Source organism: Terriglobus sp. YAF25 (assembly GCF_052113305.1).
GTDB lineage: Bacteria > Acidobacteriota > Terriglobia > Terriglobales > Acidobacteriaceae > Terriglobus.
On record NZ_JBFRCY010000287.1, the window covers coordinates 1 to 11,040 of the forward strand.

13 protein-coding genes are annotated in these 11,040 nt (G+C 58.0%); 3 read left to right on the top strand and 10 right to left on the bottom strand.

The window, feature by feature from the left end:
• Positions 1 to 742, bottom strand: a 742-nt coding sequence (locus tag AB4043_RS13285) for a lyase family protein (protein WP_442307251.1), incomplete at its 3' end; no start/stop codon positions are given.
• 176 nt (positions 743 to 918) lie between these two features.
• Between AB4043_RS13285 and AB4043_RS13290 the strand changes: the two genes are divergently transcribed.
• Positions 919 to 1,311, top strand: coding sequence for a MarR family winged helix-turn-helix transcriptional regulator (locus AB4043_RS13290; RefSeq protein WP_442301230.1), 393 nt, complete (start codon positions 919 to 921; stop codon positions 1,309 to 1,311).
• A 57-nt stretch (positions 1,312 to 1,368) separates the two neighbouring features.
• Positions 1,369 to 1,800 (top strand): putative signal transducing protein, encoded by a 432-nt coding sequence (locus tag AB4043_RS13295; protein ID WP_442301231.1) that lies wholly within the window; start codon positions 1,369 to 1,371, stop codon positions 1,798 to 1,800.
• 109 nt (positions 1,801 to 1,909) lie between these two features.
• On the opposite strand, the gene AB4043_RS13300 is transcribed toward AB4043_RS13295, so the two are convergent.
• On the bottom strand, positions 1,910 to 2,164 hold the full coding sequence (locus AB4043_RS13300; RefSeq protein ID WP_263418531.1) for a glutaredoxin family protein: 255 nt from the start codon (positions 2,162 to 2,164) through the stop codon (positions 1,910 to 1,912).
• An 88-nt stretch (positions 2,165 to 2,252) separates the two neighbouring features.
• On the opposite strand from AB4043_RS13300, the gene AB4043_RS13305 reads away from it, so the two are divergent.
• Positions 2,253 to 2,858 carry a redoxin domain-containing protein gene (locus AB4043_RS13305; RefSeq protein ID WP_442307252.1) on the top strand — a complete coding sequence of 202 codons (606 nt, stop codon included), beginning with the start codon at positions 2,253 to 2,255 and terminating at the stop codon, positions 2,856 to 2,858.
• 206 nt (positions 2,859 to 3,064) lie between these two features.
• Here AB4043_RS13305 and AB4043_RS13310 read toward each other — a convergent pair whose 3' ends face one another.
• The 8 genes from AB4043_RS13310 to AB4043_RS13345 all read right to left on the bottom strand — a co-directional run.
• Positions 3,065 to 4,063, bottom strand: coding sequence for an ABC transporter permease subunit (locus AB4043_RS13310; RefSeq protein WP_442307253.1), 999 nt, complete (start codon positions 4,061 to 4,063; stop codon positions 3,065 to 3,067).
• Between the two features lie 2 nt (positions 4,064 to 4,065).
• Entirely contained in the window at positions 4,066 to 4,512 is a 447-nt protein-coding gene (locus AB4043_RS13315) for a hypothetical protein (protein ID WP_442307254.1), read from the bottom strand.
• 15 nt (positions 4,513 to 4,527) lie between these two features.
• The gene (locus AB4043_RS13320; RefSeq protein ID WP_442307255.1) at positions 4,528 to 5,748 is read right to left on the bottom strand and encodes an ABC transporter ATP-binding protein; all 1,221 of its coding nucleotides are present in this window, start codon (positions 5,746 to 5,748) and stop codon (positions 4,528 to 4,530) included.
• Between the two features lie 580 nt (positions 5,749 to 6,328).
• Positions 6,329 to 7,162, bottom strand: coding sequence for a glycosyltransferase family 2 protein (locus AB4043_RS13325; RefSeq protein WP_442301235.1), 834 nt, complete (start codon positions 7,160 to 7,162; stop codon positions 6,329 to 6,331).
• Positions 7,159 to 7,782, bottom strand: coding sequence for a putative colanic acid biosynthesis acetyltransferase (locus AB4043_RS13330; RefSeq protein WP_442301236.1), 624 nt, complete (start codon positions 7,780 to 7,782; stop codon positions 7,159 to 7,161). The genes AB4043_RS13325 and AB4043_RS13330 overlap by 4 nt, the downstream gene beginning before the upstream one ends.
• 2 nt (positions 7,783 to 7,784) lie before the next feature.
• Positions 7,785 to 8,960 (bottom strand): glycosyltransferase, encoded by a 1,176-nt coding sequence (locus AB4043_RS13335; RefSeq protein ID WP_442301237.1) that lies wholly within the window; start codon positions 8,958 to 8,960, stop codon positions 7,785 to 7,787.
• Positions 8,961 to 9,002: 42 nt separating this feature from the next.
• Entirely contained in the window at positions 9,003 to 10,229 is a 1,227-nt protein-coding gene (locus AB4043_RS13340) for a glycosyltransferase family 4 protein (protein WP_442307256.1), read from the bottom strand.
• A gap of 43 nt (positions 10,230 to 10,272) precedes the next feature.
• Positions 10,273 to 11,040: polysaccharide biosynthesis/export family protein (locus tag AB4043_RS13345; RefSeq protein ID WP_442307257.1), on the bottom strand; the 768-nt coding region annotated here is incomplete at its 5' end.

The window sequence follows — 11,040 nt, forward strand, 5'->3', positions numbered from 1 at the left end:
CCTCAGTGCGCTGCAGGTGACGGATATCGAGAGCGATCTTGTCCAGGGTGCTGGCGATAACGGCCAACGTGGCGATATAAGCAGCATGGCGGTCACGCTGCAGCACCTGGGTCGAGACGGAGGCAGATTGCAGGCCGAGAGAGGCGCAGATGCGCTCTTCATGCTCGGGCTTCAGGTGGCCGAAGCTGCCAACAGCGCCCGAAAGCTTGCCGACACGCATATCTTCCGCTGCCGCGTCGAAGCGCTTGAGGTTGCGATGCATCTCGGCGTACCACAGCAGCAGTCGCAGGCCATACGTAGTCGGCTCTGCGTGGACACCGTGCGTACGGCCGATCATCGGCGTGTGCTTGAACTCAAGCGCGCGACGCTTCAGCACCAGGATCAGCTTCAGGATGCCTTCACGGAGAATCGCATTGGCAGCTGCCAGTTGCRGCGCCTGGGCGGTATCGACCACATCGGTCGAGGTCAGGCCATAGTGCAGCCAGCGCGAAGCAGGCCCCACGTTCTCGGCGACGTTGGTCGTAAATGCAATGACGTCATGGCGCGTATCCAGTTCGATCTCGCGGATGCGGTCGACATCGAACTTTGCCTTGGCGCGCAGCTCAACGGCAGCCTCTTTGGGAACAATGCCATGCTCGGCCAGTACATCTGTGGCCGCCAACTCCACCTTCAGCCAAGAGCCAAACTTGCTCTCGTCAGACCAGATCTTGCCCATCTCCGGGCGGGTATAGCGCGCGATCATTGCGTGAAATTCTCCCTGAAAACACTAGTTTACCGGAGAGCCAGTTGGACGAGCGATGCTGCGACGGGTTGCCTAGCCTGGATGTGTTGATGGGCTTCTCCGTGCCCATGCGGTACCGCTTCAACTCTTTCAACTTTCAACTTTTAACTATATTTATATCGTGATACGATATAAATATGAACGCAAACCGCTTTGAACGTCTGGTCGAGTTCCGCCACACTCTGCGTGGCTTTCTCTTCTTCAGTGAGGAAGCCGCTGCGGAAGAGGGAATTCATGCCCAGCAATACCAGCTCATGCAGGTTATCTTTGCGGCAACGGAGCCGACGATCGCCTATGTTGCCGAGCGGATGTATCTGAAGCATAACTCCGCGGTGGAGCTGGTTGGCCGCGCCGTCGAAGAAGGCCTGCTGCTTCGCAAGCGTGATCTGATTGATGCCCGCAGGGTCGTGTTAAAGCTTACGCCGCGCGGAGAGCGCATCCTCATGCGCCTTGTCGAGCGGCACCTCCTGGAGTTGGATCGCGTCGGTCCCCAGATCAAGCAGGCGCTGGAAAAGGTCATGAGCAAATGAGCTTCGGACTGAGATGGGTCAGTAGGCGAGGGATCCTCGGGTAAGATTGGGCAGCACATGGCCGAAGCCCTGGTAAATGTCGAGAAGTTCCGCGATCTGACCGCCGCCATGATTGCGCGCAGTCTGCTGGAGAGCGATGGTATCCAGTGTTTCCTGCAGGACGAAAACTTTGTCCGGATGGACTGGGGCTACTCACAGTTCATTGGATGGATTCGTCTGCAGGTAGCGCCTGCGGACCTCGAGCGGGCGAGGGAACTGTTGGCTGCGCCCATTCCGGAAGAACTGGATGTCGCGGATGGGGAAGATCCTGAACCGCAGCCTCGATGCCCGCAGTGCGGTTCTCTGGATGTCTCCCACCCGGGTATCCGCAAAGGTTGGAGCTACCTTCTCCTCTGGCTCGGTTTTCCGGTGCCTGTCCCCAGCGACCGCTGGCACTGCGAGAGTTGCCGCGTGGAATGGATCGACGACGGCGGAGCATTTCCCCTGTAGGTGTGGTGTAGGGCTTCCGCATCTATGGGCGTTTTCCGCAATGAAAACGCCGCCGCACTCCTCTTTCGGGCTACCCAGCAACAGGGAAAATGCTCTGAAGAGGCCGAACTCAGCCTGTAACGCCGAAGAGTTCTGACATCTCGTCGTGCAGGAAGCCTTCGCCCGGGCGATAGGGTTGAATCCACTGTCCGTTGAGTACGAACTGTGGGATGGCGCGTTTGCCGACATTGCGGATCACCTCGTCGGACGCTCCGGGCGTGCTCTCGATGTCGATCTCGGTAAAGGGGATATTGTGCTTGGTGAGGAAGCGCTTGGCTTCGCGGCAGTCCCGGCACCAGCCGGCGGAGTAAACAGTAAGCTCCATACTTCCAGTGTACTAGGACGGGCTCAACAAGAGGGAGTTGCCGTACACGTTGCCCACGGCGCAGAATATTGGGCACGCGGAGGTGCGTATGATAGCTCGTCGACTAGCGGTACTGGGCCTGGCAGCGGGATTGGCGCTGCCTGCGATGGCTGTGCGGCCGGGGGAGACCGCCCCGGACTTCAAGGGAACAGACTCTAACGGCAAAACCCAGTCGGTCTCACAGTACAAGGGCAAGTGGGTCGTGTTGGAGTGGCATAACCAGGGATGTCCGTTCGAGAGAAAGCACTACGAGAGCGGCAACATGGAATCCCTGCAGAAGCAGTGGACGGACAAAGGTGTGGTTTGGCTGAGCATTATTTCGTCGGCTCCTGGAGAGCAGGGGTATGTCACCGCCGCGCAGGAGAATGACTACATCAGGAAGATGAAGGTCGCTGCCTCAGCAGTCGTTCTCRATCCCTCGGGCTCTATCGGCCATCTGTACGCCGCGAAGACGACACCGCATATGTTCGTGATCGATCCTCAGGGAAAGCTCGTGTATATGGGGGCGATCGACGACAAACCGTCGCCTGATCCGGCGACGCTAAAGGGTGCAAAGAACTATCTCAACGATGCCCTGACGGCGGCGATGGCGGGTCAGCCGGTTGCCGTAACATCAACGCGGCCCTATGGATGTGCCGTGAAGTACCCGAACTAGTTCCTAGTTGCTGGTTCCTGGTTGCTAGTTGATGGAGCCCCTGAACGTTCGGGGTCCTCAAGCAAACTTGTTCGCTCGGTGAAGGAGCTGCTTTTTCAGCGTTTCGGGTGGTGGATACGTTCGGATTTAATGGCGTGAACTTTTAGCACACTAGCAACTAGAAACTAGCAACCAGCAACTGAAAAGCGGCCTGATGGCCGCTTTTCTTACGCGCTGAGCTTGTAACGGGTCTCCGCAATCCGGTAGATCGGCCGCCACAGCAGCCGGTTGATGGTCACGACAATCAGCGCCATCACGATCGTTGCCCATAGCAGAACCGGGAACTGTCCGGCATCCGTGGCCGCGGAGATTTGCGCCCCCAGGCCGAAGGTGGACAAGGTCTGATTCTTCAGCCGGAAGTACTCGGCCACGATGGACGCATTCCATGCGCCGCCGGATGCTGTCACCAGGCCGGTGATCAGGTAAGGGAAGATCGACGGCAGAATAATCACCTTCCACTTTTCGACCGTCGAGAAGCGGAAGAGGCGGCCCACTTCACGCAGATCGCTCGGAATGGCGATCGCTCCAGCTATGACGTTGAACAGGATGTACCACTGTGTTCCAAGCAACATCAGCGCGATCGATCCGATACCGAGTCCGCCGCCCGCCTTCACGATCCCAACCAGCAGCACAGGGAAGACAGCGGTCGCCGGTACAGATGCCGCAATCTGCGCCAGGGGCTGTGCAATGCGGGCCAGGCGCGGGTGCAGGCCGATCGCTACACCGGCGGGGATGGTCCATGCGGAACCGATCAGCAACGCAGCAAGGACGCGCAGAAAGGTCGCTCCGGCTCCGAGGAAGATCATGCCAATCTGACGCGGCTGAACCTCTCGTAACAAGACGATGGCGTGGGTCGCTGCGAATAGCACGATACCGATGACCAAACCGGCTGCTACATAGCGGAGCACCTTCTGCAATGTGGAGTCCGAAGCAGGCTGCTGGTGGTGTGCTGCGCGGCGTTTGTACGAAGTGCGGTAGAAGAGCTCGCTGACCGGACGAAGCGTGCGCTGCCGCAGGTGACGAATCGCCGTGGAGTGTTGCAGCAGGTGGAGTAGCGGCGAGGAGACTCGGTTCGAACTCTCTGTCTGCTCGAACTTGAACTTATCGCTCCACGCAATCAGCGGTCTCCACAGAAGCTGATCCGTGGCAACGATGATGGCGATCATCGTTAGCAGGCCATAGGGCCCATCTCGATACCGAGTTGATGGCCGGGGACGAGAGCCACCATCGCCAGCATAACTCCAGGTAGGAAGCTGAGTACCGGGATCGATTGCAGGATATCCAGGCACGCCAGCATCAGGCCCTCGAGACGGGGCGTATAGGCCGCGATGTAGCCGTAGGTCAGCGCGAAGGCAAGCGACAGCAGATAGGCAAAGCCGATGCGCACAATCGAGAAGAACGCATACATCGGCAATGCATGCGGCGAGAGGGAGATGGCGAAATCCGTACGCGGAGTCGAGTTCCAGTAACGGGCAATCTGCACGACCGCATAAAAACAAGCCAGCAGAAGACCCGCGACGCAGAGGTCAAGGAAGACCGGCCAGCTGCGGCGAACAACAACAGAGCGAGCGAGAGTGTCACGCCGCAGATGGAAGCCGGCAGGAAGCTGAATCATAGACCGGTCTCCTGCTTATCTTTCTCCTCCTCTTCCTCCGGAGCATCGGCGAAGGTGCTCGTCATGGAAGAAGTCTTCCGGCACCGTGTGATCAGACTTCGATTGCAGTGCGCGAACGATCTGGCGCAGCAGAAGCACATTGTCTACCGCGGCTTCACGGAAGATCTCCTTCTGGCGAAGGATCTCCGCGTTGGCATACTCGGTGCCCAGGGCTGTGATGGCAGCGTCGCCTTCGGTGACTGTCAGGAACTTCAGGATCGATGCAGCTTCCACGATAGGCAACAGATCGTCGATCTCGAAGGCAAGATCATCGGCCAGGCGATAGATATCTGATTTGCCGCCGTGGTCGAGCAGAAACTCAAGCAGACCTGCAATACCGCCCGGACGTGCATGGGGCAGCATCTGATACTTCATCTCGCGCTGATCGCGAACACGGCGGCCGTTGATATTCGGGAGTGCCGGCGCGGGCGCTTCGGGCTGCGTAAGCACCTTGTAGATGTAGTCAACGAGCTGTGTAAAGGCAGCCGCCTTACGATCGCGAGGATGCGCCAGATTGACGCGGAAGTCCGTACGGATGTGGCCAGGGTTACGGCCGAGCACGATGATGCGGTCTGCCAGCAGCACCGCCTCTTCGATGTTGTGGGTCACGATGAAGATAGACTTCGTCGGAATCGTCCTCTTGTGCCACAGCTCTAGTAGCTCAGATCGCAGGTTCTCTGCCGTAAGAACATCAAGCGCGGAGAACGGTTCATCCATAAACAGGACTTCCGGCTCGACGACCAGGGCACGGGCAAAGCCGACGCGCTGGCGCATACCTCCCGAGAGCTCCTTGGGATAGGCGGCCTGGAAACCGTCGAGACCAACAGTGTCGAGGATCTTGAGGGAGCGCTTGCGGCGTGTAGCAGCATCGACACCACGTGCTTTCAATGGCGCTTCGATGTTTTCGAGAACCGTGAGCCATGGAAAGAGTGCGAACGACTGAAAGACGATGCTGACATTCACGTCCGCGCTCTGGATCGGCGCTTCGTGCCAGTAGACTTGCCCTGCCGAAGGCGTGGAAAGACCGGTGAGCATGCGCAGCAGGGTCGACTTGCCAGAGCCTGAAGGGCCAAGCAAGGCGATGATCTCTCCCTGAACGATGGAGAGGTCCGTCGGCGAGATAACCTGGATGCGGTTCTCGCTCGGTTGGGAATAATATTTCTCGACGCGCTCGGCGCGAATGATGGCTGGCTGCATGCTTCTTGATTTTTAGTGTTGAGGTTTGATAAGCCGTTTGTTGCTGAAAATTCACAACTTGCAAGCGGGGACGCTGCGGACAGCGTATCATTGTTTCAGCGGGCGCGTCAGACGCTTTCGCGCAGGATAGTACGTTCGTGCAAGCTGCCGGTTGAAATTTTTCGACTTTGAGGTAAGGAATCACCCCCATGACAGAGACCACAGGGAATCAGCCACGCGCCAAGGTGCTGGTGGGAGTTCGAGATCCTGGCAAAGCCCGTGCACCCCACAGATCTGTTAGCGAAGCTTCGCGGCTAAAAATTTTAGTAAGCAAAGCAGAAAAGCGTCCCTGAGGAAGGGGCGCTTTTCTGCTTTTACTAAGAGGATTGAAGTGTGACGCGTATGGGGTCTTCAGGTCTTCGGCGTCTGTACGATTCTGTACGCCTGGGGCGATGTCTTAGGTCGGTATGAGGCGCGCCTCCGCCGATGTTCGCAGAGCGATTTGAAGTCCCGATACTGGGAGTTTATTGAATGGGTCGCGCATGGTCGCGATACCCGATTCTTCGTCTGCGGCGAAGAATCGGGCAGCGGAGATAAAGGCTTAAAGCCGGCCGATGTATTCGATCTCGCGGGTTTTGAGGACGATCAGGTATTCGTAGATGGCCTGTAGCGTGGCATAGGTGAAGCCGGCGCGACCGTCGAGGAAGCCCTTCTTGAGCACGTAGAGGACCAGGAACTTGATGAGCGGGCGCCCGGGTGTCTTGTAGAAGAGTTCTTTCTGGTGGAAGCGGCGTTTGTGGAAGTCCTTCTCGAAGAGAGCTGAACGGATGCTGACTTTGGGGCTTTCTTCGCCCTGGGCGCGGCGGTTGGCGACGATCTGCTCGGCTTCAAAGCGGCTGTACTGATTATGACGTTCGATCCAGTGGCCGATGCCCTTGCTGAAAGGAAAGTGGTCGAGGTATCCGGTGAGCTGTGCAACCGGGCCCGAAGGAATGGAGACGGGATTGACCAGGCGCTCGTACCTCATGCACTCGGGACGGAAGAGGCGTATGTAGAAGGGCGAAGTCTGCACGTGTTTGAGCCAGGTGCCGAGGAAGAAGTCGCGGCGCTGGATGCGGTAGGCGACGTTCTCACCTGGAGCGGCGACGGCTTGAAGAAGGGCGTCTTTCAGGCTGGGTGTGCAGTATTCGTCGGCGTCCAGGTAGAAGACCCACATGTGCTTGAAGGGAATATTGGCGAGCGCCCAGTTCTGGTGTGCGGCCCAGTTGTCGAAGGGGCGCTCGGTGACGATGGCTCCGAGTTTGCGAGCGACGGCCTGGGTGTTGTCGCGGGAGACGGAATCGAGGACGTGGATATCGTCGGACCAACGGACAGACTCAATGCATCCGGGGAGGTTCTTCTCTTCGTCCTTGGTCAGGATGAGGATGGAGATCATGCCTGTTCGTCTCCGGAGGGTGTGGAGGTGGTGTAGACACGCTTGCGGTCTTTGATCTTGACGGCGGGCGAACCGGCGTAAACGGTCCAGGGTTCCATGTCTCGGGTAGCGGTAGAAGCGAGGCCGAGGACGGCTCCGTCACCGACATTGACGCCAGGAGCGACGTTGGCGTGGGCACAGATCCAGGAGTATTCGCCGAGGCGCATGCGGTAGCTGACCAGAGGGAAGGCCGGATCGTCGTAGTCGTGGGTTGCGCCACAGATATAGCCATTCTGCGAGACGATGGCATGGGAGGCAAAGGTCATGGGCGAAGGGTTGTAGACCTCTGCGCCGTCGCCAAGGGTTACCTGTTCACCGCAGATGAGATTCCATGGCGCCCAGACGCGCGAGCCGGGATAGAAGTGGCAGTGCGCTCCCATGGTTGCGCCGAAGAGCCGCAGAAGCATGCTGCGCCACGCATGGAAAGGACGCGGTGAGGTGCGGTAGAAGAGCAGCCAGGTGATATTCCAGACCAGGCGCTTAAGGCGGTTTCCGACAGAGAAGGCAGGGCGAAGATATGGATCGCCCGTGGTGTCAGAAGACAGAGCCTCTGTCGACTTGTAATCGATCTGTCTCGCCATCACTAGTTCTCCGAGTTGTTGAGGGGATGCTTCTTCAGCTCTTTGCCAAACAGGCTCAGGATGATCTTGGCGTTTTCTTTCATATCGTAGCGTCTACGAAAAGTAACCGGAGCCTGCTCATACATCTGCGCGCGTTCGTCCGCGGAGAGAGCATGCCAGCGACGGAAGAGGTTCAATGTCCCATCCAGGGTGTCGGCCTCCACCATGCCGACGCTGTCTGCTTTGATGTCCGGCGCGATGTTCACCTGGTCAGAGAGCAGTACCGGCTTACCGCAGGCAAGAGCCTCGGCAACAGCAATGCCGAAGTTCTCCTGGTGCGACGGCAGAATGAATGCCTCACAGGCGTAAAAGGCTCCCCATTTGAGTGCGCCTTTGAGCATTCCAGGCCAATGGACCCGGCTGGTCAGGCCTGCCTTGTCGACAATAGTTTGCAATTCCTGGCGCCATCCCACCTGATCCGGGCCAGCAATCACCAGGTGCAACTCGGGATCGAGAGCTGCAGTCTGCGCGAAAGCTTCAAGCATGAGATCGACACCCTTTTTAGGATGAATTCGTCCCAGAAAAAGTAGGAAACGTTTGCCTTCAAGATCGGGTGCGGCTTCATAAAAAGCCCGAAGCGCCTCAGTCTTCTGAATGCGCGGCGTGTCGGCCCCGTAGGGAACGACGTGCGGGGTCCACTGGTAGATGGGGAAGGTCTTTTCCGCAAGCTCTTTCTCTGCCTGAGAGGTAAAGAGGACGTAGTTGGCTCCTTTTAGGACCCGGTACTCTGCCGAAAGCCAATAGGCAAGCTTCTTAAGGTGTTTCAGCGGATACGCCGACTTGAAATAAGGATCAAGCATCCCATGTGGGAAGACAATATACGGAATCTCACCGAGGAGCGCGCGATAGGCGGCGAGTCCTCCATAGTTCCAAAGTCCGTTGACCACCGCTCCATCAAAGCGAGAACGGTTTTTCTTGAGCCATGGAATCAGCTTCGAGGTGTAGCCATAGGTCGAATTGACGGGCCCTAGCGCATGCACGGGGAAGGGCAGTCCTTTGAGATAAGGAGCATTCGGATCGTCCTGCGTAAGGACTTCCCCTTCATAGCCGAGGTCCTTATAGCTGATCAGGGTGCGGACCGCTTCAGCCGGCCCGCCAGCCTCAGGATTGATCGTCCGGATGATGTGCAGAATGCGCATGGTCTGGCAGAGATTCTCAGGGACAACAGTTAATAAAACAGTTCAGGCGATAAAGTTGCCGGTAACGTGTGCAAGCGCCTGCCGCAGTCCCTGCACATCTTCTTCAAAACTCCAGTGGTTGACGCGCTCCAGGGCGGCAGTACCCATTGCCGCGGGAGTATCCGGTGTCGCAAAAACACGCCGCAGGGCATCAGTCAGTGCATCGATATTACCAACCGGAAAGACGCATCCTTCGACGCCGTCGGTTACAAGATCACGTTGGGAGCCAACATCGGTTGAGACAATCACCGCGCGTCCGGCATTCATGACCTCGTTGACGATCAGTCCCCAGGGTTCATGYCGTGAAGGCAGGACGAAGACACTGGCGAGATCGAAGAAACGGGGCAGTTCTGCCTGGTTGCGGAAACCAGCAAAGCGGACGCTGGTACATCCGGATTCTTTGACACGCGCTTCCAACTTCGCCCGCTGTTCTCCGTCCCCGACGACGACGAGGTAGGGATGCGGATCGACTCCAGGTGCTGGCGACAGCCGGAGATAAGCTTCCAGCAGATGGTCGCAGTGCTTGCGCTGCTGCAGCTTGGAAGCGAACAGGATCACCGGGCGAGATGGATCCAGGTTGAGTTCCTGTTGCAACTGCGCGCGAGTCTCCCGGGCGGGAATCGCGCGCTGCTGGAAATAACTGTTATCGACCGCATACGGAAAGAGGAACTGGGGAATATCCTCCCCGAAGTAATAGCTCCAATACTGGCTGTTCAGCGTTCCGATCGGCAGGGTCGCATCGATCAGATGCGACAGAGCCGCAAAGTAGGCCTTCTTCATCGCCAGCTTCCATCCGGCTCTCGGCCGGTCCGCCATCCATGGCTCGGCCCGCAGCAGGACCGGCACCCCGAGCGCCTTGGCAGCCACCATGGCATGGAGAGCATTCACGCTGGAGTATCCATGGGTCCAAAGCACGTCGTGCCGGGCGATTCTGGAGAAAAAACCTCGGTTCAGGGGACGCAAATGATCTGGTGAAGAGACGTTGTCCAGAATCCTGGGGAGGAATTCGTATTTATAACCCTCCAGGAGAGGAATGTCCCATTTCACCTCAACGCCGAACCCCTGGTCTTTGTAGCCACGAACGGAGAAGTCCGAACCGAAATAAACAGTCAGGTCAATGTCCGGCTCCCGAGAGATACGGCGGAGCAGGGGGGCCTGATATTGGATCGGATGCGTAACCAGATATGCGAGCCGGAGCTTGCGCCTGGAGGACACTTGATGGTCACCCATGATGCGGACGTTGAACTCCTTTCCTGGATGGACGTCGTGGCGTTTAGTGATTGAGCGTGATGTAAGACGAGAGCTGTGCAATACCCATCAGTGTGGCGATGCCGCCTGCTCGAATCGCGGCCCTTATACCGCTTGTCGGCAGGTAGAGGATGTCATCCGGTTGCAGGACGGGATCGGGATCCTTGCCTGCAATCACACGAGACATATTGACCTTTACCTCGACGCGGCGCGTTCCCTCGGTGCGGATAATGCGGGTCTCCTCACGTTTACCTTCAAAGTTCGGGCCGCCTGCAATCGCGATTGCCTGCAATACCGTGAGAGGCGAGTTGCTGACGAGCGGAATCGCACTTTGTAACTTGAATGCGCCAAGAGCATAGATCACGCCCGTTCTTGGGATGACCAGAGTATCTCCCGCAAAGAGTGGCACGTTTGCCATCGAACCGTTAGCCGGGTTATTGCCGAGATCGATCACCAAAGGTGCATCCTGGCCGGGGCGGAGGACAGTGACCACATGGCTTGCGGTCGGCAGAAGCCCTCCGGAGGCGGCAATAACATCAAAAAGACGCCGGCGCCCCAAAGCTGGTACTACGCCTGCAAGGCCCCGCGTTTCGCCGGTAACAGTAATGATCTGATTGGGGGTTTCCATGACTTGGATGGATACCTGGGGATCGTTGTACATCCCCCCCGCAACCAGATGTTCGGCGATGGCGTGTTCGGCCTGGGTCAATGTCAAGCCCTGAACATGGACGACGCCCGCCAGAGGAAGGGCAATCGAGCCATCCAGTGAAACGCGAGCCGTCGGAGCGTAGTC

Excerpts from the sequence above, each read along its gene's own strand:
- AB4043_RS13290 (WP_442301230.1), top strand. The coding sequence starts at position 919 with ATGAACGCAAACCGCTTTGAACGTCTGGTCGAGTTCCGCCACACTCTG.
- AB4043_RS13295 (WP_442301231.1), top strand. The coding sequence starts at position 1,369 with ATGGCCGAAGCCCTGGTAAATGTCGAGAAGTTCCGCGATCTGACCGCC.
- AB4043_RS13300 (WP_263418531.1), bottom strand. The coding sequence starts at position 2,164 with ATGGAGCTTACTGTTTACTCCGCCGGCTGGTGCCGGGACTGCCGCGAA.
- AB4043_RS13310 (WP_442307253.1), bottom strand. The coding sequence starts at position 4,063 with ATGATCGCCATCATCGTTGCCACGGATCAGCTTCTGTGGAGACCGCTG.
- AB4043_RS13315 (WP_442307254.1), bottom strand. The coding sequence starts at position 4,512 with ATGATTCAGCTTCCTGCCGGCTTCCATCTGCGGCGTGACACTCTCGCT.
- AB4043_RS13320 (WP_442307255.1), bottom strand. The coding sequence starts at position 5,748 with ATGCAGCCAGCCATCATTCGCGCCGAGCGCGTCGAGAAATATTATTCC.
- AB4043_RS13325 (WP_442301235.1), bottom strand. The coding sequence starts at position 7,162 with ATGATCTCCATCCTCATCCTGACCAAGGACGAAGAGAAGAACCTCCCC.
- AB4043_RS13330 (WP_442301236.1), bottom strand. The coding sequence starts at position 7,782 with ATGGCGAGACAGATCGATTACAAGTCGACAGAGGCTCTGTCTTCTGAC.
- AB4043_RS13335 (WP_442301237.1), bottom strand. The coding sequence starts at position 8,960 with ATGCGCATTCTGCACATCATCCGGACGATCAATCCTGAGGCTGGCGGG.